Raw genomic sequence first — 26,554 nt, 5'->3', positions numbered from 1 at the left:
CGATGCGCGCTCCTCTCGTCATCGCCGCACTCTGGCTCGGTTCGGTTCCGTCGCAGGCGGCACCGCCGGAAGCAAAGACCGAGGCCGGCACGGTGCAGGGTCTCGTCGAGGAGGGTGTAGATGCCTTCAAGGGCATTCCTTTTGCCGCGCCGCCAGTGGGTGCGCTGCGCTGGCGCGCGCCGCAGCCGGTCGCGCCATGGCAGAATGTGCGCGACGCGACGCGGTTCGGCCACGACTGTATGCGGCCGACGTCCGACCCCGCGTTCGAGCCTTCCGAGGATTGCCTCTACCTCAACGTCTGGCGCCCCGCCGGAGGCAAGCAGCGCAAGCTGCCGGTGCTGGTATGGATCCACGGCGGGGCGTTCGTATCGGGTTCGAACGTCCCGGCCGAAGCGTCGGGTGCCGCATTTGCGCGCGACGGACTGGTCTTCGTTGCCCCCAACTACCGGCTGGGACGCTTCGGCTTCTTCGCGCATCCCGCGCTGACTGTCGAACAGGGTGAGGCACCCAAAGGCAATTACGGCTATCTCGACCAGATTGCGGCGCTTCAATGGGTGCAGCGCAATATCGCGGCGTTCGGCGGGGACCCCGATAATGTGACGATCATGGGGGCGTCGGCGGGCGGCGAGTCGGTGCTCGCGCTGATGGGGTCGCCGCTCGCAAGCGGATTGTTCGACCGCGTGATCGCGCAGTCGGGCGGCGGGCGCAAACAGCTTCTCGGTGCGCAATATCTCGATCGCGATTCGCCGAAGCATCCGTCGGCCGAAAAGATCGGTCTCGCCTTTGCAAAGAGTGTCGGCATCGAAGGGGAGGGCGCGACCGCTCTCGCCAGGCTGCGCGACCTTCCCGCCGACAAGGTCGCGGGAAATCTGACCGCACTTGGCATGCTGTTCCTCGGCGAACGCGAACGCTTTTCAGGCCCGATGGTCGACGGGCGTATCGTCGCCGCCCAGCCGGCCGCGGCGCTGGAGACCGCGCCGGCGCTCCCGATCCTTATCGGCGCAGACGAAGCCGATCTTGGTCTTAACACGGCGCCCGACAAGGATACGGCCTTCGCCGCCTTCGGCTCGCTCGCCGATCGGGCGCGTCAGGCCTACGATCCCGCCGGCACCGCGACCATCGGCGCGATCAACGGAATGATCGGCCGCGACCGGCTGATGATCGAGCCCGCGCGGCTGGTGGCGCGCACCATCGCTGCGAACGGCGCTCCCGCCTGGCTGTTCCGCTTCTCCTACGTTGCCGAATCGCAGCGCGGCAAGGAGGTCGCGGGTGCCGAGCATTCGAGCGAGGTCGTCTATGCCTTCGATAGGCTCCCTGCGCTGCTCGGCGACGCGACAACCGCAGGCGATGCGGCGGTGGCGGCGAGGATGCACCGCTATTGGGTGAATTTCGCCGCCACCGGCAATCCCAATGGCGCAGGTCTGCCCGCATGGCCGGTGGTCACAGCGAAAGCCGATCCGCTGATCGACTTCGAGGCCGACGGTGCAGCGGTCGCCAAGCGCGATCCGTGGCAGGCGCGGCTCGATGTGACCGAAGCCAAGTCCGCAGGTGAAGTCGAATGACGGGCAGGGAGGCGCAGATGCATGGACGGATTTTTGGCTTGGCGGCGATACTGCTCCTTTCAACTTCGGCGCATGCAGCACCGGCGCTGATGCCGCTCCCCCGATCGGTCGCCGAAAGCGGAACGGGCGAGTTGATCGTCGCCGGGCCGTTTGCGGCCAGCTGGACCGGCTGCGGGGCTGCCGTGCCGCTCGAGCGCGCAGCGGAGCGGTTGAATGCCGACGTGCTCAAGCAGACGGGGTTGATCCTCAACCCGGACAAGCCGGTGCGAGTTTCTGTCACCTGCAAGGCGGCCGACGCGGGCGCTGATGTGGGCGAAGCCTATCGCCTGACCATCGATACCAGCGACGTTGCGGTCGATGCGGATGGGCCCACGGGTGCGCTGCGCGCGTTTGCGACCCTGCGGCAACTCGTCGGCCTGTCGCCCGACGGGATCGCAATTCCGGCCCAGACGATCCGCGACGCGCCACGTTTTGCGTGGCGCGGGATCATGCTCGATCCGGCGCGTCACTTCCTCACCGTGACGACGCTGAAGCGCCAGATCGACGCGATGGAACGGCTCAAGCTCAACACGCTGCATCTTCATCTGTCCGACGATCAGGGCTTTCGCGTCGAAAGCCGGCGCTATCCCCGGCTCAACGCCGAGGGCCCCTATTATCGGCAGGATGAGATTCGCGCTCTCGTCACCTACGCCGCCGAGCGCGGCGTGCGGATCGTTCCCGAATTCGATGTGCCGGGGCACAGCCGCGCGATCGTCGACGCCTATCCCGCGGTCGGAACCATATCGAAATCGACGTTCCTCGGCCTGCCCGACGTCGCGCTCAATCCCGCATCGGACGAGACCTATGCCTTTCTCGAAGGCCTGTTCGGGGAAATGGCGCCGCTCTTCCCCGACCCGCATTTCCATATCGGAGGCGACGAGGTCAGCCCCACCGTGTGGGGCGATGCCGAAGATGTGAAGGCGCTGATGGCGCGCGAAAATCTGGCCGATGCGAAAGCTGTCGAGGCATATTTTCTGCGCCGCGTCGCGGGTATCGTGCGCGCGCTCGGCAAAACGGCGATCGGCTGGGAAGAGGTGGCCGGCGCAGGGCTGCCCAAAGACACAGTGGTCCAGGCGTGGCAGACGTCGAACGCAATGGCGAATGCGACCGCAAGGGGGCATCCGACGATCATGTCGGCGGGCTATTATCTCAACCTGCTGATGCCGGCGGATTATCATTATGCGATCGATCCGGCGGCGACCTCGGCCGCCGGGCTGACGCCCGATCACGCGGCGGCGCTGCGCCGCCTCAGCCCGCTGCTAGCAAAAATGGTCACCGACGCGCTTGTCGACTTTCCGCATCCCCCGCTGACGAGCGAACAACAAGAATTGCTGATCGGCGCGGAGGCGCCGCTATGGGGCGAAATCGCGTCCGATGCGCTGATCGACCATCAGCTCTGGCCGCGCGCCGCAGCGCTGGCGGAGCGCTTCTGGTCGCCCGCCCACGTGCGCGATGCGGGCGATATGTACCGCCGCCTCGCAGCGGTCGCCGACCAGCTTTCGGTTTCGGGCCTCGACGATCGCGCGTCGCGAACGCGAATGGCGCAGCGGCTCGCTCCGGGTATGTCCGATCCGCTCCTCGTTCTGCTCGACGTCGCGGGCCCTGTACGCAACATGGCGCACGACCACCGGATCAAGGCGATGCTGGCGGGCAAGCGCATTGTTCAGCCGCTTAACGATCTCGCCGACGCGGCACCGGTCGACAGCCTGCTCGCGCGCCTCTTTGCCGCAGAAGCGCGGGCGTATGTCGCGGGTGAGCGGACGAGCGGTCCCGCACTGCGCGCGCAGCTCGCGATCTGGCGCGACAATGATGCACGGTATCGACGGATCGCCGCGGGCAAGCCGCGTCTCGAAGCCGCGCTGCCGACCTCGGCCCAGCTCGCAGCTCTCGCGTCTGCCGGGTTGGAGGCGCTCGACGCGATCGAGGCGGGCCGGCCGCTGCAGCCGGAGCGACTGGCGGCTGCGCGCGCGCTCCTCGATGCGCTCGCGAGGCAGGAATCCGCCTCGTGGCGGCCGTTCGACGCCTTCCTCAACGAACAGCCGCCCGCCGACCTGATCCTCAAGATCGGGCCGGGCATCCGCACGCTGGTGGATGCCGCGGCCAAGTGAGCCACGATCCGTGCGGTTGCGTCAGGCCAGGCCTCCGCGCCGGGCGATCGCGCCAAGGAATTTTGCCGAGGGCTTGGGCAGGCGGCGAAACGTCTTCGGCTCGACCGCCACCAGCCCGAATTTCGGGCGATAGCCTGCGACCCACTCCCAATTGTCGAGCAAGGACCAGTGGATGTAGCCGCGCAGGTCGATGCCGTCGGCGCGGCAGTGCTCGACGCCGGCGATTGCGCCTTCGATATAAGCGATCCGGCGGAGGTCGTCCTCGGTCGCCACGCCGTTTTCGGTGACGTACAGCGGCCGATCGGTGCGGCTCGCGACCAGCCGGATCGCGCCCTCGACCGCGTTCGGGGTGAAGGCATAGCCCATCTGCGTCAGTTCGGTTCCCGCAGGCGGGGGGATGTCGGAATCGGCGCCGACCTCCCCGCCGGTATAGGTCTGGATCCCGACAAAATCGCCCGGCGCGGCGAGCCATCGGTCGAGGACTTCCGCCTGTTTGCGCCGCAGGCCGCGGTCGTCGCTGCCCGCCGCCGCGCGGTCGTCGGGGATCGCGAGCGTCAGCCCGATCGGAAAACGCGCCCCGGCGCCACGCATCGCTGCGATCGCCTGCGCATGCGCCGCGAGAATCCCGTCATATTGTCGCTCGCCGGCGAGCATCGGGCTCGACCAAGCCGGCGCATTCTGCGCCATACCTGCCGCCTTTTGTGCCGCTTCGATGTAGGGCCGATATTTTTCCGACAAGCCGCTCCAACGCACCACCGTTGCCAGATTGGGCTCGTTGAACGTCGCCGCGACGTCGATCATCTCGCCCATCGCCTCGGTCACGCGGCCGCAGTGCGCTGCGAAGGCGTCGACATTGGCCGGATCGGTGAAGCCGCCGCTCGCCGCGACCCAGCGCGGGACGGTGAAGTGGCTCAGCGTGACCACTGCTTTCATGCCGTGGCGACGGCAGGATTGGAGCACACGTCGATAATAGGCGAGGCTCGCGTGCGAGACCTGGCCGCGCTCGGGTTCGATCCGCGCCCATTCGATGCCGAAGCGATGCGTGTTGAAACCGAGCCCTGCCGACATCGCGATATCTTCGTCGAAACGGTGATAGACATCGCAGGCGTCGCCCGACGGATCGGCAAAGAGCGGGGGCCCTACATGCTCCATCACCCAAAGGTCGCTCGCGACATTGCCGCCCTCGACCTGATACGCCGCGCCGGCGGTGCCCCACAGGAAATCCGGGGCCCCGGCGCGCGCCGTCTGCGCCTGCGCCCGAGCAGACATCATCGCGGTTCCCGCCGCACCGCCCACCAGACCGAGGAAATTTCGCCGCTCCATAATCTCTCCACTTACAATCAGAATTGATTGTAAGTTATCTTTCCGGGGAGGGCTAGGCAAGCGGATTAAACAAACATCGCTCGTCAAGTTCGGAACGTCGTTGACGATCGAGCCGCAGGCGAACGACTGCCGTCGGCGAAGCTTGCTCAACCGACCGTGGGATTGAGCTTCGGCTACTGAAACGCACCGAGTGTCCGCTGTAGCACTGGCAAGCTCTGAGAGCCGACCGACCGCAACTGGGCAACTCAACTCCGAAGGCGGTAGCCGACTGCCAGCTCGTTGACGATCAGCGTGGGGCGCGACGGGTCGGTTTCGAGCTTTTGGCGCAGTCCGCGCACCGCTATTCTGAGATATTCGACGCGATCGGCTTGCGCCGGACCCCAAACCGACGTCAGAAGTTGTGCGTGGCTGAGTACGCGGTCGGGGCGCCGTGCGAGTTCGGTGAGAACGGCATATTCCTTTGGAGTCAAATGGACTTCGCTTCCCTCGCGAAAGACGCGCCGGTGTTCGAGGTCGAGGCGCACCGTTCCGGCCTCGATTATGCGCATGTCTCCATCGTTCGTCGCGCGTTGATGGCGCAGTGCTGTCCGGATGCGGGCCAGCAATTCCTCCGTGTCGAACGGTTTGGTGACATAATCGTCGGCGCCAAGGTCGAGCGCCGCGACTTTTTCGGCGCTGTCCTCGCGCGCCGACACCACGATGAGGGTCGCCGTCGAGCGCCGCCGAACGGGCTCGATTAGTTCGAGTCCGTCTCGGTCGGGCAGGCCGAGATCGAGCAGCACGATGTCGGGATGCTCGATGTCGAGCAGCGCGAGGGCCTGCCGCGCGTCGGCGGCCTCGACGACGTCGTGCCCCGCGCGCTGCATCGTCGCTTTCAGCAGCCGCCGAATATGCGCGTCGTCCTCGACGACCAGGATTTTAGCGACCTGTGACATGGCGGCTTTCTACTGCGCCCCCAAACGCGCGTCGAGCGATCGATTGAGCGCGAGCACATTGACGCGCGGTTCGCCGAGAAAGCCGAGCAGCGGGCGTTCGACCGCTTGCTGCACGAGCGAACGGACGCGGCTTTCCGGCACGCCGCGCGCCTTTGCGACGCGCGCGACCTGGAAAAAGGCCGCCTCGGGGCTGATATGGGGGTCGATCCCCGAGGCGGAGGTCGTCACCAGGTCGGGCGGGATAGGGCGGCCCGGTGCCGTTTTGGAAAGCGTCTCGATGTCAGCGCCGACGCGCACGGCGAGCGCTTTGCTTGCGGGGCCGAGGTTCGACCCCGAGGAGGCTGCCGCGTCATAACCCTCGGCGCCCGCGGGCGACGGCCGGCCGTGAAAATAGGCGGCGCTCGCAAAGCGCTGACCGATGAGCGACGATCCGACGATACGGTCACCCTCACGGATCAGGCTGCCGTTCGCCTGCGCGGGAAACAGCGCCTGACCGATGCCGGTCAGCGCGAGCGGGTAGGCGAGGCCGAGCAGCGCCGCGAAGAGCAGGGTGAGCACCAGCGCGGGACGGACGGCGGTTTTGAGATCGGAAAGCATCGGCATGTCCTCAGGCGAGATGGAGGGCGGAAACGGCAAGATCGATCAGCTTGATGCCCGCGAAGGGTGCGACGAGCCCGCCGAGACCATAGATCGACAGGTTGCGCGCGAGCAGCGGCCCGGCGGGCATCGGCCGATAGCGCACCCCCTTGAGCGCGAGCGGCACGAGGCAGGGAATGATCAGCGCGTTGAAGATGATGGCGGAGAGGATCGCGCTTTGCGGGGTCGCCAGCCCCATGATGTTGAGGATTCCGAGCCCCGGATAGAGCGCGACGAAAATCGCGGGGATGATCGCGAAATATTTGGCGACGTCGTTGGCGACCGAGAAGGTCGTCAGCGCGCCGCGCGTCATCAGCAATTGCTTGCCGAGCCCGACGACCTCGATCAGCTTGGTCGGATCGCTGTCGAGGTCGACCATATTGCCCGCCTCGCGCGCCGCCTGCGTCCCGGTGTTCATGGCGACCCCGACGTCGGCCTGCGCGAGCGCCGGAGCGTCATTGGTGCCGTCGCCGCACATGGCGACCAGCCGTCCCTCGGCCTGTTCGCGGCGGATCAGCGCGAGCTTGTCTTCGGGGGTCGCTTCGGCAAGGAAGTCGTCGACCCCTGCCTCCGCCGCGATCGCCGCGGCGGTGAGTGGATTGTCGCCGGTGATCATCACCGTGCGGATGCCCATCTTGCGCAGCTCGCCGAAGCGTTCGCGCACCCCCGCCTTGACGACGTCCTTGAGGTGGATCGCGCCGAGCAGCCGGCCGTCCCGGATCACCGCGAGCGGGGTGCCGCCGGCGCGGGCGATCTCGTCGGTTAAGCGGCGCAATTCCTGTACCGCGGGGGAGCCATCTTCGAGTGGATGCGCCTTCAGCACTGAATCGACCGCGCCCTTGTGGATCGTCACGCCGGCGACGGTGACGCCCGACAGCCGCGTCTGCGCGGTAAAGGGGATGATCTCCGATCCGGCAGGCAGGATTTCGACGCGGATCGCATAGCGTTCGCGCGCCAGTGCGACGATCGAGCGCCCCTCGGGCGTTTCGTCGGCGAGGCTCGCGAGCAGCGCCGCCTCGGCGAGCGTGTCGATGTCGATGCCGGCCAGCGCGCGGAACTCGCTCGCCTGACGGTCGCCGATCGTGATCGTCCCCGTCTTGTCGAGCAGCAGCACGTCGACATCGCCCGCCGCCTCGACCTCGCGGCCCGATTTGGCGAGCACGTTGAAGCGCACGAGCCGGTCCATCCCCGCAATACCGATCGCCGAGAGCAGCGCAGCGATGGTGGTAGGGATTAGCGTGATGAGCAGCGCCGCGAGCAACGCCACCGGGATCGCGCCGCCCACATAGGCGGCGAAGGCGGGGACCGTCGATACCGCGATCAGGAAGATGATCGTCAGCCCGACGAGCAGGATCGTCAGCGCGATCTCGTTCGGGGTCTTGCGCCGCTCGGCGCCCTCGACGAGTGCGATCATACGGTCGAGAAAGCCCTGGCCCGGCTCGGCGGTGACGCGCACCTTGATGCGGTCCGAAATGACGCGCGTGCCTGCGGTCACCGCGCTGCGGTCGCCGCCCGCCTCGCGGATCACTGGCGCGCTCTCGCCGGTAATCGCGGCCTCGTTGACCGAAGCAACGCCCTCGATCACCTCGCCGTCGGCGGGGATCAGGTCGCCCGTTTCGACAAGGACGATCTCGCCCTTTTCGAGCTGGCTCGCGTGGACGAATTCATAGGTATCGCCGACGCCGAGCATCAGCTTTGCCTTGAGCTCGGCCTTCGTCGCGCGCAGCGACGCCGCCTGCGCGCGGCCGCGGCCCTCGGCCAGCGCTTCGGCGAAGGTCCCGAAGAGTACGGTCAGCCAAAGCCAGACGACGAGCTGGAACTGAAAGCCGCGCGCAAGGCCGGGCTCGCCGAGCACGAGGAGCAGGGTGAGGAGCGCGGCGACGCTCGCGGTGACGAACATTACCGGATTGCGGGCCAGTTCGCGCGGTTTGAGCTTGGTCACGGCGTCGCGCATCGCGGGAACGACGAGCGCGGCGCTGAACATCGAGGTTGGTGCGGTCATGACATCAGGCTCCTAGAAGAGCTGGCCGCGGACCATCGCGAGATGATCGGCGATCGGGCCGAGGGCGAGGCTGGGGAGGAAGGTCAGGCCGCCGAGGATCAGGATGATCCCGACGAGCAGGCCGATCCACAGGCCGCCGGTAGTGGGAAAGGAGCCGCTCGACGCCGGGACATGGCGCTTGGCGGCGAGGCTGCCGGCGATCGCGAGCGCGGGGACGATCACGAAATAGCGCCCCAGCCACATCGCGATGCCGAGCAGGCCGTTGTAGAAGGGCGTGCCCGCCGACAGGCCCGCAAAGGCCGAGCCATTGTTGCCCGCGGCCGAACTGAAGCCATAGAGGATTTCGGCAAAGCCGTGCGGCCCCTTGTTGAGCGGTCCGGCGAGCCCCTGCGGCAGCACGCTCGCGAGCGCGGTGAAGCCGAGGATGACGAGCGGCAGCACCGCGATCGCGAGCACTGCGAGCTTGACCTCGCGCGCCTCGATCTTCTTGCCGACATATTCGGGGGTGCGCCCGACCATCAGCCCCGCGACGAACACCGCGAGGATCGCGAACAGCAGGAAGCCGTAAATGCCCGCGCCGACCCCGCCGACGACGACCTCGCCGAGCTGGATATTGAACAGCGGGACGAGCCCGCCCAGCGCGGTGAAGCTGTCGTGCATCGCATTGACCGCGCCGCACGAGGCGGCGGTGGTGATCGTGGCGAACAGCGTCGAGGCGGCGATGCCGAAGCGGAGCTCCTTGCCCTCCATATTGCCGCCCGCGACGCCCAGCCGATGCAGGACGGGGTTGCCCGCGGCCTCCTGCCAATAGGCGAGCGACACGCCGGCGACGAACAGCACGCCCATCGCGGCGAGGATCGCCCAGCCCTGGCGCGTATCGCCGACCGCCTTACCGAAGCACCAGGTCAGTCCGACGCCGATCGAGAAGATCGACAACATCTGAACGAGGTTGGTGAGCGCGGTCGGATTTTCGAACGGATGCGCGCTGTTGGCATTGAAGAATCCACCGCCGTTGGTGCCGAGCATCTTGATCGCTTCCTGGCTCGCGACCGGACCGAGCGCGATCGTCTGCCGCGCGCCTTCGAGCGTCGTCGCATCGACCGATCCGGCGAAGGTCTGCGGCACCCCGCTTGCGATCAGAAAAATCGCATAGACCACGCAAATGGGCAGCAGCAGGTAAAGCGTCACGCGTGTCGTATCGGCCCAGAAATTGCCGATCGTCTTTGCCTCGCGCCGCGCGAAACCGCGGAACAGGGCGAAGGCCACCGCGATGCCGGTCGCCGCCGACAGGAAATTCTGGATCGTGAGGCCCAGCATCTGCGACAGGTTCGACAGCGCCGTCTCGCCGCCATACCATTGCCAGTTGGTGTTGGTCGTAAAGCTGACCGCGGTGTTGAACGCGCCGTCGGCGCCGACCCCGGCAAATCCCTGCGGATTGCCGGGCAGCACCCCCTGCAGCCGCAGCACCGCATAGGTGAAGAGCAGCAGCGCGAGGTTGAACAGCAGCATGCTGAGCGCATAGCGCCGCCAGCCCTGCTCCTCGCTCGGGTCGATCCCCGCGAGTCGATAGAAGCCGCGCTCGACGGGGCCGAGCAGCCGATGGAGCGGGGTCGTGCGCCCCTCGTAGAGCGCGAACAGCCACATCCCCATCGGCTTGGCGAGCGCGGCGGTGAGGGCGATGAACAGCAGGATCAGCGCCCAGCCGGACAAGGTCATCATGCGTCTCCCGTCAGAATCGCTCGGGGCGCAACAGCGCGACGAGCAGGTAGATGAGGAGGGCGGCGGCGGTGAGGCCGGCGAGCAGCATCGGGGTGGTCATCGCGTCACCCCCGTTCGCACAGGCGCGCATAGCCGAGCGTCAGCGCGAACAGCGCGCCGAGCAGGGCAAGCGACAATAGATCGGACATAGCGGGTCTCCGGCAAGGGCCCACGGTTCGCGGGCCGGGATAGGATCTGGCGGCCGCTACGCCCCTTCGCCGTAAAGTTTCGCGGGCGAATTTCGCGGTTCGCATAAAGTTTCCGTAAAGGCGGCGGCTCTGGCGTGGCGTGGCGCCCCGCGCTCGGCTAAGCATCGGCGATGCCATCCGCCGCACCTCGTTCCGGCAAGAGACCGTCTCCCGATGCGCTGCTGCGTCAGGCGAAGCGCGAGGAGCGCGGACGGCTCAAGATTTTCCTCGGCGCCGCGCCCGGGGTCGGCAAAACCTATGCGATGCTCACCGAGGGCGCGGCGCTCGCGCGCGAGGGCGCCGACGTCGTCGTGGCGGTCGCCGAAACGCACGGCCGCGCCGAGACCGAGGCACTGATGAAAGGGCTCAAGGTCGTTCCGCGGCACGAGATCGCCTATCGCGGCCATCGCCTCGCCGAAATGGACCTCGATGCCGTGCTGCGGCGCAAGCCCGCGCTCGCGCTGGTCGACGAATATGCCCACAGCAATGTCGAGGGCAGCCGGCATCCCAAGCGCTGGCAGGACGTCGACGAACTGCTGGTGGCCGGGATCGACGTCTATACGACGCTCAACATCCAGCATGTCGAGAGCCTCAACGACGTCGTTGCGAGCTTCACGCGCGTGCGCGTACGCGAAACCGTCCCCGACAGCGTGTTCGAAGGCGCCGAGATCAAGCTCGTTGACCTGCCCCCCGACGAGCTGATCGCGCGGCTCAAGGACGGCAAGGTCTATGTCCCGCACGAGGCGACCCGCGCGCTCGGTCATTTCTTCTCGAAACCCAACCTCTCGGCGCTGCGCGAAATGGCGCTGCGCCGCGCCGCGCTCAGCGTCGATCGGCAGATGCTCCACGATCTCGACGCGACCGGGCTGGCCGGCACCTATGCCGCGGGCGAACGCATCCTCGTCGCGATCAGCGAGCAGCCGGGCACCGACGCGCTGGTGCGCACGGCGAAGCGCCTTGCCGACGGGCTCAATGCGCCGTGGACCGCGGTGCACATCGAAACCCCACGCAGCGAGGGGTTCGACGACGAGGCGCAGCGCCGCGTCGCCGCCTCGCTGGCCCTCGCCGCGACGCTCGGTGCGACGATCGCCACCGTTCCGTCCGAAAATGTCATCTCCGGGCTACGCGGGCAGATCGAGGCGCTGCGCGCGACGCAGCTCGTCATCGGCCGGTCGCAGCGCAGCTGGTGGTTCGAACTGCGCCACGGGTCGATCGTCGAGGCGCTGATCCGCGAGGGGAAGGGACTCGCGGTGCATGTCATCCCGTCCCCCGACGCCGCGACGACGACGCACCGTCGTGGCGGCTGGATGCGCGGTTGGGGCCGGCCGGGAAGCTATGGCGTCGCGCTGTCGCTGATCGCCGCGACGACGGGCCTCGCCAAGCTCGCCGAGCCGTGGATCGGCACCGGCGCGGTCGATCTGCTCTATCTCGTGCCCGTCATCGTCGCGGCGACGCTTTATGGCCTGCGCCCGGGGCTGTTCGCGAGCATCGCGGCGGCGCTCGCGTTCAATTTCTTCTTCCTGCATCCGCTCTACACCTTCACGATCGCCGAACCGCAGAGCGTGCTGACGGTGCTGATCCTCACCGGGGTCGCCGCGGTGACGAGCAACCTCGCCGGGCGGCTGCGGACGCGCGCGCGGATCGGGGTACGTAGCGCGCAAGAAAATGCGTCGCTCGCCGCCTTTGCGCAGACGCTTGCGCGCGCCTCGGACCGCGAAACCACGGCCACTGCCACCTGCGAGGAAGTCTCGCGCCTGCTGGGGGTGCGCAGCGTCGTGCTCGGCGACCGCGACGGCCTGCTGCTCGCCATCGTCGCGCGGCCGGCCGACGCGCGCATTTCGCCGATCGACCAGGCGGCCGCCGAGTGGGCGTGGACGAGCGGCGAGCCCGCCGGACGCGGCACGAGCACGCTCGTCGCCTCCGACTGGCAATTCCATCCGCTGAAGACCGGGCTCGGCGTCCTCGCGGTGCTCGGCATCGCGAGCGAGGATGGCGGCGATCCGATCGCGCCCGACCGCGCGGCGCTGTTGTCGGCGCTCGTCGGCCAGGCCGCGCTCGCGCACGAAAGGCTGCATCTCGAGGACGAGATGCGCAGCCTTTCGATGCTCGAAGAGCGCGACCGGATGCGCGCGGCGCTGCTGTCGTCGATCGGTCACGATCTGCGCACGCCGCTTACGGGCGTGACCGCGGCGATCGAGGCGATCGCCGACGAGCATCCCGCCGCCGCCGCCTTGCCCGACGCGCGTGCCGAAGTGGCGCGATTGCGCCGCTTTCTCGATAATCTCGTCGAACTGGTCCGGCTCGACGCCGGCGGCGTCCGGCTCGATCTGACGCCGGTCGACCTGACCGACGTCGTCGCCGCGGTCGTCCACGACCTCAAGGAACCGCTGCGCGGGCATCATGTCGATTTTCAGGTTCCCGCCGGTCTGCCGCTCGTCCGCGTCGACGAACGGCTGCTCCATCATATCCTGCTCAACCTGCTGGCGAACGCGATCCAGCACGGGGGGAACGCCGGCCCTGTTGGCATCATCGGCCGGCGAACATCCGATGCCGTCACGCTGACGGTCCGCGACCGGGGCGGCGGGCTGGAGCCGGGAGCGGAACTGACGATTTTCGACACCTTTGCGCAAGGCAAGGGCGGGGACCGGCACGGAGGCAGCGGACTGGGCCTCGCGATCGCAAAGGGCTTTTCGGATGCGCTCGGCATCGACATCGCCGCGGCCAATCATCCCGAAGGCGGCGCCGCCTTTACCCTCAGCTTTCCCGACCGATTGATTGCCGCAGCGACAGGTTAGGCGGTGGCCTGCCAGCGGTCGATTGGGTCGATGCATCGGTCGGGGCATATCTTCGGATAGGAACGATTGCCGACATCGATAGGCGCACAGCTGCTTATGACTATTCTGCAACGCCTTAGCGAACCGGTCAGCAGCTAAACCCTTCTCTCGGCACGGATGGGCGTGAGACGAAGAGCTGCACTTCTTGAAGAAAGAGCCCTCCACGGTCGCGCGGCGCGGACAACTTCACAGCGACTAATGCGACGTCGGGAAGTTTTCGGACCAGCAAGTATTCGACGCCCGGTGCGGGGTTCGCCGCGCGGCGCAGATGGTCGGTCATCCTCGCATCAGCGCGCCGGCGACGCGGGCGTGCCGTAAGATGGATCATGAAAATTCGTCAAAAGTAGACGATAGGCGTGCCATAGTGGAACGAATTTGGAATCTGTTCCAATATCGGAACATTGTGCCCGTATTGCGTTGCACAGATTTGAAATTCTCATAGTCTGAAGCAAATCAATATTCTGTCCGCTTCGTCATGATAGCGGAGAAACATTATATTGTCTTTGCTGTCATCTGTGCAGCGAAGATGCCCTACTGCGTCTTTATGTGGAGAGACAGCGATGCCGGCGGAAATATTCGACAAAAATAGCGGTGAGGTTCAGTCCGTCGCGCTTGATTCCATCGATCTTGATCAACCCAGTGTTGTGCGGCTCCAGCTAAGCCGGACCGATGTCCAAAGCATGCAGCGGCAGGGAAGCGACCTGCTGATCGAGCTGCGCTCCGGTGAAACAATCCGAATTGTCGATTTCTATTCCGCCACGGCTGACGGCATTGGCAGCGACATTGTCTTGCAGGAACCCGATGGTGCGATGTGGTTGGCGCGCCCTGGAGAAGGGGCGCAGTTCTTCGAGCTAACCGATTGGGGTGAACTCGTGCCTGGATCTTCGATCGCGTCGGATGCGGGCGGCGCGGGCGCGGGCGTCCTCCTGCCGGCATTAGGCCTGCTTGGCGCTGCAGGAATTGCAGCAGCAGCTGGCGGTGGAGGATCGGATGATACCGACGCCGACGCCGACGCCGACGCCGACGCCGACGCCGACGCTGATGCCGACGCCGACGCTGATGCCGACGCTGATGCCGATGCCGATGCCGATGCTGATGCTGATGCTGATGCGGACGCTGATGCAGACGCTGATGCTGACGCTGATGCCGACGCTGATGCTGATGCAGACGCCGATGCTGATGCGGACGCTGACGCCGACGCGGATGCCGATGCAGATGCAGACGCTGATGCAGACGCTGATGCTGATGCTGACGCTGATGCCGACGCTGATGCTGATGCGGACGCTGATGCTGACGCCGATGCAGATGCTGACGCTGATGCTGATGCGGATGCAGATGCTGACGCAGATGCAGACGCTGACGCCGACGCAGACGCCGACGCGGATGCAGATGCAGATGCTGATGCTGACGCTGATGCAGACGCTGACGCCGACGCAGACGCCGACGCTGATGCTGATGCTGATGCTGATGCCGATGCAGACGCTGATGCGGATGCGGATGCGGATGCTGATGCTGATGCGGACGCTGATGCAGATGCAGATGCGGATGCTGACGCTGATGCCGATGCAGACGCTGATGCGGATGCTGATGCGGACGCTGATGCTGACGCCGATGCAGATGCTGACGCTGATGCTGATGCTGACGCTGACGCTGATGCTGATGCAGACGCTGATGCAGACGCTGATGCTGACGCAGATGCAGACGCAGATGCAGACGCGGATGCTGACGCCGACGCTGACGCAGACGCAGATGCCGACACCGATGCGCCCGAGGCACCGACGGCGGATGTCGACGATGCCACCGGCACGATTGTGACGGGCGCGGGCGAACCGGATGCCTCGGTGACGGTCTACGACACCGATGGCGTCACCGTCCTTGGTACCGGTACGGTTCAGCCGGACGGGACCTACAGCGTGACCATTCCCGCGCAGGTCAATGGTGAGGAACTAAGCGTTACCCTAACCGACGCGGCGGGCAACGAGTCGCTGCCGACGTCGACGCTTGCCCCCGATCTCACGGCACCCGATGCACCGACTGCCGACGTCGACGACGCGACCGGAACCCAGGTTATCGGCAATGGTGAACCCGGTGCGACCGTCACAGTCTATGATGTCGATGGAACAACCGTTCTTGGTACCGGCACGGTTCAACCGGATGGCAGCTACGGCGTCACGATTCCGGCCCAGACCAACGGCGAAGACCTTACGGTGACGCAGACCGACACCGCTGGAAACGAGTCGCTTCCGGCAACCGCCGAAGCGCCCGATCTAACCGCGCCCGACGCGCCGACGGCGGATGTCGACGATAGCACGGGGACGCTGGTGACCGGCATGGGCGAACCGGGTGCGACCGTCACCGTCTATGATGTCGATGGCACGACCGTGCTCGGAACCGGCTCGGTCGATCCTGACGGCAGCTACAGCGTCACGATCCCGGCGCAGACGAATGGCGAAGATCTCACGGTCACGCAAACGGATGCCGCGGGCAACGAGTCGGATCCGGCGGCAGTCACCGCGCCCGACCAGTTCGATGCCTTCGACAATCTTGCCAGCGCGGCCCTCGACCTCGTGCCCGTGACGAGCGATGTCGATCTCGGGACAGCAAATTACCTGGCGCTGGTCGGGCTCGCCGACGTCGATCTTTCGCTCGATGTCGCCGGACTGCAACTGCTCGGCATCGACGCGCTGACATTTACCGTCGACGACGGTCATTCGCTCGATGCACTGTTCGAATACGGTGGCGTGCTCGATATCGGGGTCGCCGCGGACTATACGGTCGTCGTCCAGCAACTGGTCGACGGCAATTGGGTCGGCGTTGGTGGCGAGGGCGCAGCGACGCTTCTCGAACTCAATCTTCTCGGCGGGGATTTGACCGCCGCCGAAAGCCTGGGTGCCGGGGACTATCGGGCGTTCGTGACCTTCGACGGGCTTGCCGGCGTCGGTGTGCTCGGCACGCTCGATGTGACGGGCACCGACAATGATTTCACGGACATCGCGGACATCGTCGCGGTCACCGCCGAAGGCAATGTGATCACCGATACCAACGCTGCGAGTGAAACCGATCTGGCGCCGGCGGGCACGGTGATCGCGAGTGTGACCTTCGACGGCACTACGACCGACGTCACCGCCGACGGTACAATCGTCTCAGGCGATCACGGCACGCTCGTGATCGATCTCGACGGCAGCTACGTATATACCCCGAGCGAGGACGCTGCGAATATCGGCGCGGCGGACTCTTTCACCTACACGATCGAACGGCCCGACGGAGCGCAGGAAAGCGCGGTGCTGGTCATCGAGATCGGAAGCCCGGATACACAGCTGAGCTGGGGAACGCCTGGCGACGACGCATCCACGGGCCTCGTGGCAGCCGACGATAGCGCCAGCGCGGCGGTCCTGTTCGAAAATACGGTAGATACCGTCGAGACCCCGCTTTTCTCGCTCAGCAACGGTATTATCGGGACCGACAGCGACAGCGCCGGCTTCACGGTGGCGGCGGATACCGAATCCGACGCGACGGTGAATATCGCGGTCAGCAGCGTGATCACCTTGTTCCCCACCTACACGGTGACGCTGACCGATACCGACAGCGGGGCGACCGTCGATACGCGTAATGTGACCGCGGCGCTCGACGTGCTCGGTCTGGTGAGCGCGAGCGTTACCTTCGACGACCTGCCGCCGGGGAATTACACGATCGAGGTGGAGGCCGCGGGGCTCGGCACCGGGTTCGACTCCGACGTCGTGCTCTCGGAAGCGGTGACCGACCTCACCGAGTTCCAGGTCGATGCGGTGACGGCGGCCGACGGCAATCTGCTTGCCAACGACACGACGGGAACCTTGTTCAATGCCATTCTCGTCGATAGCGGCAGCGGGTTCGCCGAGGTCGGCGATACGCCGGTCACGCTGACCGGGAGCCATGGAACGCTTACCGTCGACGAAGCCGGCAACTATCACTACGAGCCCGATCCGGCGCTTGCCTATTCGGCAAGCGACCTGACCGACAGCTTCACCTATCAGGTGCAGCATCCGAACGGTGAAACGGCCACCGCCGAATTGACAATCTCGCTCGACACGATCGATCCGGGCGGCGCGTTGCCGACGATGGCCACCACGGGGGCGCCCGACGGCCTGGTCATGCTCGCCGGCTTCGACGACATGGCGGCGATGAGCGGTGACGTAGCCACAATGCCCGATGCGCTGGCCTATGACCTGTTCGAGGGGCAGGGCGATCTCGTTTCCGTCCTGGAAAACTATCTCGAAAATGAATATTCATCCAAGTCGGATCAATTTTCAGAATTGGTCCAAACAGATACAAATCAAACGGAAATAGTGGAGATCGACCAGAATGTTAGTGATCCACTTAGCTATCTATCTATCAATCCCGATGACGATTTATCTGGCAACCAACATACGTTAATTTAAGAATTTCGTCGTTGATTATACTCGCGGGCATGGAATCGCTTCGACCGCGAAAGTCGGGCGATCCTTGGGAGGTCAATACAACGGCGGAGGATGCATGCCGCAAGGCACGTCGCGCACGCAACGATCGATACGACAGCCGGCCGGCATCGGAGCTTTGGGCGTCTGCGCCGCGATCCTGATGGGAGCATCACCCGCTCCGGCCGACTCCATAAGCTGGTCCGAGGCCGTCCGCGAAGCCGTGCGTTGGCATCCGTCGGTCACGGAAGCGGTCGCTCGGGTCAATCAGGCCCGGGAAGAGATTGAGGTCGCCGAGGCAGGGTATCGGCCACAGCTCAGCGCCAGTCTGGGCTCGGGCTATGACAATCTCGTCGACAGCGGCTGGCGACCGCGGGCTAACCTGTCCGCCTCCCAGATGCTTTTCGACTTCGGCAAGACGAAAGCATCGGTGGAGATTGCTGAAGCCGGCACCCGTAGCGGGCGCGCCGACCTTCTGCTCGCCGTCGACAGCCTGATTCGCGACACGAGCTATGCGGTCATCGAAATTCAGCGCGACCGCGCATTGCTCGAGGTCGCGCGCGACCAGCTCGCGAGCATTGAGGACATCAACGAACTTGTCCATCATCGCTATCGACTCGGCGCAAGCACCAAATCCGATGCGTTGCAGGCGCAGGCCCGGGTCCAGGCCGCAGACGTGTCGCGGCAGGAAATCGAGGCCGAGCAGCGGCGATGGGAAAGCAATCTTGCCTATCTGCTCGGCCGCGAGACAGCGCCGATGCTGACGGCCGACCCGCCGAAACTGTTGCGGGGTGCGTGCGAACGTGGGGCACCCGACTGGTCGCTCGTCCCGGCCATTCTGCAGGCCCGTGCCGAGCGCGACGAGGCTTTCGCATCGCTTGAGCGGAGCCGCGCCGACGGATTGCCGACCGTTTCGGTCGGCGCCAACGGCGGTACCGATCTGTTCGATCCGACTTCGCGGCGAGCGCAATATAGCATCGGTCTCAACGTCTCGACGCCGCTTTACAGCGGCGGAGCGCGGCGGGCGCGGGTGCGCGGCGCTGCCTATGCCCTGGGTGCCGCCGATGCCGCCGTTGCGCGCGTACGCAACGACGTGCTGCGGCAGATCGCGGAAGCGCGGCGGCAGGTCGAGAGCCTTCGCGTCGTCGTCGACACGCTCGCCGCACGGCGCGACAGCATGGACGAGACAGGGCGCCTTTACCGGTTGCAATATCTCGACATGGGGACCCGCACCCTCGTCGACCTCCTCAACGCCGAACAGGAATTGCATCAGGCGCGTTTCGATCTGGTCAACACACGCTTCGATCTCCGTCGGCTCGAGACCTCCTGTATCTTTCATGCCGGCTCGGGCCGCGCGCTCTTTGGATTGACCGGAACGACGGTGCGGGGGATCACGCTGTGACGGCCGCAAACGCACCCGCGGCTGAATTTCGTACCGATGCCTGGGCCGAGGCGCTGCGGCTCGTGGCGCATCATTACCGGCTTCCCGGGCCCGCGGAGGCGTCGCGGCTGGCCAGTCTCTGGCAAGAGGGCGACGACCCCGACCGACGCCTTGCTGCTCTCGCGCGCGGTGCGGGCCTCCGCTTGCGGTTCGAGCCCGTCGATCCTGCAAGTCTCGCGCCGGGCCGCCTGCCGATGATCGCCGAGTTCGCCGACGGGCGTCTCGCGGTGGTTGGGGCGATCGATGCCGCGGGCCGCGCGATCCTCGCGATCGACGGGCGCGAGGCGCTGACCAATGAAATGCCTGTCGAGGCGCTGTGCCAGGCTGCGGTGCGTTTCGTCGCGGCACGACCGGTCCGCGCGCTTCGCGATGCGCGGGTCGATACCTATATCCGGCCCTTCGAAGAGCATTGGCTGCGCCGCCTGATCCTGCGCGATGCGCGCGCCTATTCGCACATTCTCATCGCGTCGCTCGTGGCGAACAGCCTTGCGCTCGCCGGAGTGCTCTTCTCGATGCAGGTCTACGACCGCGTCATTCCCGCCCAATCCTTTCCGACTCTTTACATCCTGTTCGTCGGCGTGCTGCTCGCCATCGGTTTCGACTTCCTGTTTCGCCGGCTGCGCATGCGGATTATCGACCTGCTCGGCAAGCGCGCCGACCTGCGCATGTCCGATCAGGTGTTCGGGCACGCGCTGCGCGTACGCAACCGCGACCGGCCCTCGTCGACGGGGGCCTTCATCGCCCAGCTGCGCGACCTTGAGCAGGTCCGCGAACTACTTACCTCCACCACCGTGGCGGCGATCGCAGACATACCTTTTTTCCTGCTTTTCCTTCTGATCTTCTGGTTTATCGCCGGCCCCCTTGCCATCGTGCCGCTCGGCGCCCTCGTGCTGCTCGTGCTGCCTGGCCTGCTCGCGCAGCGCCGTCTGCGCGCCTATGCGAACGAGGCGATGCGCGAGGCGTCGCTGCGCAACGCGATGCTCGTCGAGGCGGTGCAGGGGCTCGAGGACATCAAGACCCTCCAGGCGGAATCGCGCTTCCAGCAGCAATGGAATCATTTCAATTCTGCCGCGGCCGAAGCGCAGCTCAAGCTTCGCGGTCTGACCAACAGTCTCACTGTGTGGACGCACAATGTCCAGAATGCCGTCTACGCCTCGACGATTTTCGTCGGCGCCCCGCTCGTGATGGAAGGCGAAATCACAACCGGTGTCCTCGTCGCGGCGTCGATCCTCGGTTCGCGCATGATCGCCCCGGTATCGCATGTCGCTCAGCTGCTTAACCGGCTCCAGCAGGCGAAGGTGGGCATCGGCAGCCTCGATCAGATCATGGCACTTCCCGTCGACGACCCCGACGACGAGCACCGGATCCAGATTTCCGCCGTCGCCGGGACTTACCAGTTTCGTTCGGCCGTTTTTCGCTACTCGGACCCCAAGTCGCCGCCGGCGCTCTCGGTCGCCAACCTTGGCATCGAGCCGGGCGAGAAGATCGCCATCCTCGGCCGCAATGGTGCCGGAAAGTCGACGCTCCTCCAGGCCTGTTCGGGCCTCCTCCAGCCGATCTCCGGCGAGGTGCTGCTCGACGGCTTCGCGCTTCACCAGCTCGATCCTGCCGATGTCCGCCGCGACGTGGGTCTGCTCGGGCAGGGCAGCCGGCTTTTTCACGGCACCATCCGCGATAATTTGCGACTCGGACGGCCGCAAGCGAGCGACGATGACATTATGGCGATGCTGGCAATGGTCGGGGCCGATGGTTTCATCCGTCGCTCACGGGCGGGGCTCGAGCAGATGATCCTCGAGGGCGGTGTCGGCCTGTCGGGCGGACAGGTGCAGGCGCTTCTTCTCGCGCGGTTGCTGCTTCGCGAGCCGCAGGTGCTCCTTCTCGACGAACCGACGGCATCGATGGACGAGGCGGCCGAGCGGCTTTTCATCGAGCGCTTTGGTGAATGGAGCCGCGAGCGGACCCTGTTGGTGGCAACGCACCGCATGCGCGTGCTGGAACTGGTGGACCGTATCATCGTGATTCACGAGGGGCAGGTCGTGCTCGACGACAGGAAGACGGCGGCGCTGCAACGGATGCGGGCGAAGGGCGGGCCGGCATGAAGATCGGCGCGGTCCCCGAGCCCTGGCTCGCCGCCGACGGCGATGGGCAGCTGGGTACGGCCGCAAGGCTCGTCTGGCTGCTTGCCGCGCTCTTCGCTGCCGGCTTGCTCTGGGCCTGGTCCGCCGAACTGGACGAGGTGGCGACCGGAGGCGGTCGCGTCGTACCGACATCCCGCGAGCAGATCATCCAGTCGCTCGAAGGCGGCATCCTGTCGCGCCTGCTGGTGCGCCAGGACCAGATCGTGAAGCCGGGGCAGATCCTCGCTCAGCTCGACCCGACGCAGGCCGGGTCGACCGTGGAGGAAAGTGCGGCCAAATATCGCGCTGCGCTCGCGGCATCGGCTCGGCTGCGCGCCGAGGTCAACCAGACGGCGCTCGAATTTCCCGATGCCCTTGCCGATTACGGCGACCTCAAGGCCGAAGAGCGGCGCCTGTACGATGCGCGGCGATCGAGCCTTTCGTCGTCGCTCGGCCTTATCGACCAGTCGATTGCGCTCATCCGCAAGGAACTTGCGATTGGAGAGTCGCTGATCGAAGTCGGCGCAGCCAGCAATGTCGAGGTCCTGCGGCTCAAGCGTCAGCTCGCCGAACTGCAACTCAAAAAGGCCGATCTGCGCTCGCAATATGTGGTCGAGGCGCGGCAGGAACTGGCCAAGGCAGACGAGGAGGTCAAGGCGCTCGCGCCCGTGGTTCGCGGACGATCCGACACGCTCGAAAGGCTGACGCTTCGCTCGCCGGTGCGCGGCATCGTGAAAAGCATCGAGGTGTCGACCAGGGGCGGGGTGATTCCGCCGAATGGCAAGCTGATGGAGATCGTGCCGCTCGACGACCGGCTGATGATCGAGGCGCGCATGTCGCCGCGCGACATTGCGTTCATACACCCCGGGCAGCGGGCCACCGTCAAGATCACCGCCTATGACTATTCGATCTACGGCGGGCTCGACGGGGTCGTTACGACGATCTCGCCCGACACCATTCGCGACGAAGTGCAGCCCGAGATATTCTATTATCGCGTATTCGTGCGCACACAGGCCGACGCGCTGCGCAACAAGCAGGGCAAACGCTTCCCCATTGTCCCGGGGATGATCGCGACGGTCGATATCCACACGGGGACGAAAACCGTCCTGCAATATCTGATGAAGCCGCTCAACCGCGCCGGGGAGGCGCTGCGCGAGCGGTGAGCTTGGTATCCGCCTCCCGGCTCGCCGAGCTGCGTGCCGCCCTTGGCGGTATCGCGCCGGTGGTGACGGGTGGAGCGAAACGGGTGATCCTCTTCCTCTCGTGGACCGATGGCTCGCATCGAGCGGAGGTTCGCACCATCGTGGGCTGCGATGCGGACGACGCGTGGACGCGCGCGACGGCATTGCTGGAGGCGACGGGCGGCGAAGCGCGCTGGCTGCGGGCGGAATGGGTCGATGCGGTCGAACGCACCAGCTGGGGCGCTCTGCGCGCCCGGCTCGGCGACGTGAAGCGCAATTATTTCCGGCTCGGAATTTCTCTCGATGCGGGCTTCGAGCAGGCATTCCTCGAAACCGAGATCAACGCCAATGCGATGCTCTACGGCGGTCCGCGCGAGCCGGCAGCGACGATCAACGAGCGCAATTTTCGGCGCTATGCCGAGCGGCGCCACGGGCTGCGGGATATTTCATTCGGCGACGAACGCCCGCTATGGCTGTTCACCACCCGCGGTGCCTTTTCCGGCGACGAGGGCATCCATGCGATCGATGGCAAGGGCGCGTCGAGCGGCCGGCGCAGCTTGCCGCCGCTCGACGCCGAAGCGGTCACCGGCCTGATCGGGCGAGGGAGCGCCTACCTTGCCTCGCAGGTAGGCGAAGACGGGCGGTTCGCCTATGGCTGGCACCCCTGTTTCGATCGCCCCATCGCCGCCTATAACAGCCTTCGCCACGCGAGTACGCTCTACGCGATGATCGAGGCGTGGGAGGTTACTCGCGACTGCGATCTCGGTGCAGCGATCGAGCGCTCGCTCGCCTATCTGACCGGCGAACTGATCGCCGATCGCCCCCTCCCGGGCGGCGACGCGGCGGCCTGCCTCGTCGATGCGGGCGAGGAGGTGAAACTCGGCGGAAACGCGGTGGCGATACTGGCGCTGGTGAAATATCGCGACCTGACCGGCGATACGCGCCACGATGCCCTGTGCGAGCGGCTCGCGCGCACGATTGTTTATATGCAGAACGATGTGAGCGGCCGCTTCGTGCACGTCCTCCACTATCCCTCGCTTGCGGTGAAGCAGCCGTTCCGGACCATCTACTATGACGGCGAGGCCGCCTTCGCCCTCGTGCGCCTGTTCGGGATCACGGGCAATATCCGCTGGCTCGAAGCCGTCGAGCGCGCCTTTTTGCACTTCGTGCGGGAGCGACACTGGATCGCGCATGACCATTGGCTCAGCTACTGTGTCAACGAACTGACGATCCACGACCCGTCGGAGGTCTATTTCCGCTTCGGTCTCGACAATGTCCGTGACTATCTCGAATTCGTTGCCGAACGCATCACCACCTTTCCGACGCTGCTCGAACTGATGATGGCGACCGAGCGAATGATCGCGCGCCTGCGCGGTGACCCCGCGCTCGCGTACCTTCTCGACGGCTTCGACATCGCGCGCTTCTACGAGGCGCTCCACCTGCGCGCCAACTATCTGGTCAACGGTCATTTCTGGCCCGAGCTTGCGATGTTCTATGCTCGCCCCGACCGGATCGCCGGCAGCTTCTTCATCCGGCACCACGGCTTTCGCGTCCGGATCGACGACGTCGAACATTATCTGTCGGGTCTCGTGGCGTACCGCCGCTATCTCATGGCCTGCGAAGCCGGGGGTGGTTTCGCGCACGAGAAACCCATCCCCGTGCGCGAGGACATCGGCTGGACAGCCGATCATCTCGTCCGCGCGACCGGAGGCGAATGGGTTCGGCCCCCGTCCAGCGGATGGACGGCAGCCGGCCTGTGCATCGCGCCGGTGACGATGCGCAAGGGCGACATGATCGCCGTGCGGCTTCGCGAGGGCGAGGTCGGGGTCGACGTGCGCCGGATCGCACGATTGCCAGAAGCGCCGGCGGCGCTGATCGCGGCCGGCGGGGCAGAGGCGGTACCGGACGGTACGCCGCTGCTGCGGGTCGGCGACGTCGGCGGCGCGATCCTGGACCTCGGCCGCTATGCGCGCCAGAAGCTCTCGGCACAGGTCCTCGCGGTCACGGGCAGCGCGGGCAAGACGACCGCGGTCGCGATGCTCGCGCATGCGCTCGCGCCCTATGGCGAGGTTGGCCAGACACGGCATAATGCGAATCTGCCGCACGGCATCGCCTGGAATCTTGCCTCGATCCGCTGGGATGTGCCGCACGTCGTGCTCGAGCTCGCGATCGGCCGGATGGCGCGCAACGCACGGCTGGCGCGGCCCGATGTCGCGATCTTCACGAACATCCTGCCCGCGCATCTTGAGTATCATCGCGACCTGGACACTGTGGCGGCGCGGAAAAGTGCAATATTCGGGGGCATGATGCCGGGCGGCACCGCCGTCCTCAATCGCGACATGGCCCAATGGGAACAGGTGCATATGGCCGCGACGATCCGTGGACTTCGTATCGTCCATTACGGCCGATCGCCCGACTGTCATTTTCGCCTCCTCGCCTACGACCCGGCAAGCGGCGAGGTTCACGCGTCGATTTTCGGGTCGGAACGGCGCTTCCGGCTGGGTGCTGCGGGCGAACATATGGCGCTCAACAGCCTTGCGGTGCTCGCCGCGGTGGCGGCTGCGGGCCAAGATATCGACGCGGCGATCGCCTCGCTGGCCAGCTTCGTGCCCGTCGCGGGCCGGGGCGATGTCCACCGCCTGACTCTTGGCGGCCGACGCGTCACGCTGCTTGACGACAGCTACAATGCCAATCCCGGCTCGATGGCGACGGCATTTGCGCTGCTGCGTGACATGGACGCGGCGGGCCGCAAGGTCGCGCTACTCGGCGAAATGCGCGAGCTCGGTCCCGATGCCGCCGCCTATCATGCCGCGCTCGCACCGCTCGTTACGGCGGCCGGAATCGCGCGCGTCCACGCGGTCGGCGACCTTTATGATGATTTCTGGAGCGCGCTTGCCGCCAATCAGCGCGGGCTACGCGCGCGAGCGCCCGAGGACATCGAGACCTTGCTGCTCGCCGATCTGCGCGACGGCGATGTGCTGCTCGTCAAGGGCTCGCACGGCAGCCGGGTTCACGAACTGGCCGAAAGACTGAGGCATCGCGGCGCCATGCCGCAGCAGGGGGACCGGAAGGCACACGAGGCGGTCGCGGGCGTGGGGGCGTCGCGGTCTACCGACGTGCCTGTGTGAAGAAGGGGCAGACGATGTACCGCGAGGACGAAGCCAAGACCGACGATCCACCCGTCCGGAGCATGCGCAGAACGCTCGACGCGCTGTCGCGTGCGGCGCAGCGCGAGGAGAGCGTGGCGGAACGCGGGCTGGTCGAAGGCGCACGCCACCTGCTTCAGGCCCGCAACCGAATGGCCGGGATGCTGCCGAAAGGGCTGCTGCGCGATTCGGCGTGGGACATGATCCTCGAGCTGTTCATTTCCTACGAGGAAGGCGGCGTCCTGTACGTCAAGCAGCTCATCCTGAGTTCCGGGGAGTCGGCGGCCGCGGCGATCCGCCGCATCGACCGGCTCGAGGAGGCGCGGCTGATCGAGCGCTTCGCCGATCCGCTTGACGGTCGCCGCGTTATTGTGCGGATATCCGAACGCGGTCGCACCGCCATGCTGTCGATGCTGCAGCAGGTTTTTCCTGCGGAGGGCAGTGCGAGGGGCTGATCGAACTGTTCCAGGGCATCGACCGGGACGCGGAGGCCATCGTGTCCCCGCAGCGGATACGGTTCGGGATCACGCCCGAGTGGATCGACGAGCACGTCGCCCTGATGGAGGCGGAGATGCAGCAGGCGGCGCAGGGCGCAGCGAGCTGATCCGCACCCGTTTGGTGTCTATTCGGTTCTTGCCGCTCAGTCGCAGCGAAACGAGGCCAGAAAATGCCGTCGAAGCAAATGAAAATGAAGTAGAAAAGTGGTGGACGCACTAGGGCTCGAACCTAGGCTTCGTGGACAAAGCTTGACTGTGGACTCGGACCTTGATTCAAGGCTGGCTTTTGGAGGCTGCCTTGGGCGAGCGGATTGGCGTTACAGACGAAGAATGGGAAGTGATCGGGCCGCTACT

17 protein-coding genes and 1 pseudogene are annotated in these 26,554 nt (G+C 66.0%); 11 read left to right on the top strand and 7 right to left on the bottom strand.

The window, feature by feature from the left end; translation table 11 throughout:
• Window positions 1-2 precede the first annotated feature (2 nt).
• Together AC58D2_RS16350 and AC58D2_RS16345 are read left to right on the top strand one after the other, a co-directional pair.
• On the top strand, window positions 3-1,562 hold the full coding sequence (locus tag AC58D2_RS16350) for a carboxylesterase/lipase family protein (protein ID WP_497392058.1): 1,560 nt from the start codon (window positions 3-5) through the stop codon (window positions 1,560-1,562).
• 89 nt (window positions 1,563-1,651) lie between these two features.
• Window positions 1,652-3,709, top strand: coding sequence for a beta-N-acetylhexosaminidase (locus tag AC58D2_RS16345; protein ID WP_497392056.1), 2,058 nt, complete (start codon window positions 1,652-1,654; stop codon window positions 3,707-3,709).
• 21 nt (window positions 3,710-3,730) lie between these two features.
• Here the strand turns inward: AC58D2_RS16345 and AC58D2_RS16340 are convergent, their stop codons facing one another.
• The 6 genes from AC58D2_RS16340 to kdpF form a co-directional block, all read right to left on the bottom strand.
• A complete protein-coding gene (locus tag AC58D2_RS16340) occupies window positions 3,731-5,032 on the bottom strand; it encodes a family 1 glycosylhydrolase (RefSeq protein WP_497392054.1) in 1,302 nt (433 codons plus the stop codon).
• Window positions 5,033-5,277: 245 nt separating this feature from the next.
• Window positions 5,278-5,967: a response regulator gene (locus AC58D2_RS16335; protein WP_497392052.1), complete on the bottom strand. Its 690-nt coding sequence runs from the start codon at window positions 5,965-5,967 to the stop codon at window positions 5,278-5,280.
• Between the two features lie 9 nt (window positions 5,968-5,976).
• Entirely contained in the window at window positions 5,977-6,564 is a 588-nt protein-coding gene (gene kdpC / locus AC58D2_RS16330) for a potassium-transporting ATPase subunit KdpC (RefSeq protein ID WP_497392050.1), read from the bottom strand.
• Window positions 6,565-6,574: 10 nt separating this feature from the next.
• Window positions 6,575-8,605: a potassium-transporting ATPase subunit KdpB gene (kdpB, locus tag AC58D2_RS16325; RefSeq protein WP_497392048.1), complete on the bottom strand. Its 2,031-nt coding sequence runs from the start codon at window positions 8,603-8,605 to the stop codon at window positions 6,575-6,577.
• A 12-nt stretch (window positions 8,606-8,617) separates the two neighbouring features.
• Entirely contained in the window at window positions 8,618-10,321 is a 1,704-nt protein-coding gene (kdpA, locus tag AC58D2_RS16320; RefSeq protein WP_497392238.1) for a potassium-transporting ATPase subunit KdpA, read from the bottom strand.
• A 13-nt stretch (window positions 10,322-10,334) separates the two neighbouring features.
• Window positions 10,335-10,424 carry a K(+)-transporting ATPase subunit F gene (gene kdpF, locus AC58D2_RS16315; RefSeq protein ID WP_497392046.1) on the bottom strand — a complete coding sequence of 30 codons (90 nt, stop codon included), beginning with the start codon at window positions 10,422-10,424 and terminating at the stop codon, window positions 10,335-10,337.
• A gap of 258 nt (window positions 10,425-10,682) precedes the next feature.
• On the opposite strand from kdpF, the gene AC58D2_RS16310 reads away from it, so the two are divergent.
• On the top strand, window positions 10,683-13,346 hold the full coding sequence (locus tag AC58D2_RS16310) for a DUF4118 domain-containing protein (protein ID WP_497392044.1): 2,664 nt from the start codon (window positions 10,683-10,685) through the stop codon (window positions 13,344-13,346).
• Between the two features lie 127 nt (window positions 13,347-13,473).
• Here AC58D2_RS16310 and AC58D2_RS16305 read toward each other — a convergent pair whose 3' ends face one another.
• A complete protein-coding gene (locus AC58D2_RS16305) occupies window positions 13,474-13,665 on the bottom strand; it encodes a hypothetical protein (protein ID WP_497392042.1) in 192 nt (63 codons plus the stop codon).
• A 280-nt stretch (window positions 13,666-13,945) separates the two neighbouring features.
• Between AC58D2_RS16305 and AC58D2_RS16300 the strand changes: the two are divergent.
• From AC58D2_RS16300 to AC58D2_RS16265, 8 genes and pseudogenes are all read left to right on the top strand, one after another.
• Window positions 13,946-14,254: pseudogene (locus AC58D2_RS16300) on the top strand (BapA/Bap/LapF family prefix-like domain-containing protein); the annotation flags it as partial.
• Window positions 14,255-14,375: 121 nt separating this feature from the next.
• On the top strand, window positions 14,376-15,200 hold the full coding sequence (locus AC58D2_RS16295) for a hypothetical protein (protein WP_497392246.1): 825 nt from the start codon (window positions 14,376-14,378) through the stop codon (window positions 15,198-15,200).
• The gene (locus AC58D2_RS16290) at window positions 15,197-17,803 is read left to right on the top strand and encodes a beta strand repeat-containing protein (protein WP_497392236.1); all 2,607 of its coding nucleotides are present in this window, start codon (window positions 15,197-15,199) and stop codon (window positions 17,801-17,803) included. The genes AC58D2_RS16295 and AC58D2_RS16290 overlap by 4 nt, the downstream gene beginning before the upstream one ends.
• A gap of 178 nt (window positions 17,804-17,981) precedes the next feature.
• Window positions 17,982-19,220 carry a TolC family outer membrane protein gene (locus AC58D2_RS16285; RefSeq protein WP_497392040.1) on the top strand — a complete coding sequence of 413 codons (1,239 nt, stop codon included), beginning with the start codon at window positions 17,982-17,984 and terminating at the stop codon, window positions 19,218-19,220.
• Window positions 19,217-21,358, top strand: a complete 2,142-nt coding sequence (locus AC58D2_RS16280) for a type I secretion system permease/ATPase (RefSeq protein WP_497392038.1) — start codon at window positions 19,217-19,219, stop codon at window positions 21,356-21,358. Before AC58D2_RS16285 ends, AC58D2_RS16280 begins: the two co-directional genes overlap by 4 nt.
• On the top strand, window positions 21,355-22,539 hold the full coding sequence (locus AC58D2_RS16275) for an HlyD family type I secretion periplasmic adaptor subunit (RefSeq protein WP_497392036.1): 1,185 nt from the start codon (window positions 21,355-21,357) through the stop codon (window positions 22,537-22,539). Before AC58D2_RS16280 ends, AC58D2_RS16275 begins: the two co-directional genes overlap by 4 nt.
• Window positions 22,536-25,685, top strand: a complete 3,150-nt coding sequence (locus AC58D2_RS16270; protein WP_497392034.1) for a UDP-N-acetylmuramoyl-tripeptide--D-alanyl-D-alanine ligase — start codon at window positions 22,536-22,538, stop codon at window positions 25,683-25,685. The genes AC58D2_RS16275 and AC58D2_RS16270 overlap by 4 nt, the downstream gene beginning before the upstream one ends.
• 14 nt (window positions 25,686-25,699) lie before the next feature.
• Window positions 25,700-26,158: a MarR family transcriptional regulator gene (locus AC58D2_RS16265; RefSeq protein ID WP_497392032.1), complete on the top strand. Its 459-nt coding sequence runs from the start codon at window positions 25,700-25,702 to the stop codon at window positions 26,156-26,158.
• Window positions 26,159-26,554: the final 396 nt, after the last annotated feature.

Source organism: Sphingopyxis sp. CR5, assembly GCF_059693785.1.
The sequence above is the reverse complement of the archived record's forward strand: the minus strand, read 5'-3'. Positions and strand labels throughout refer to the sequence as shown.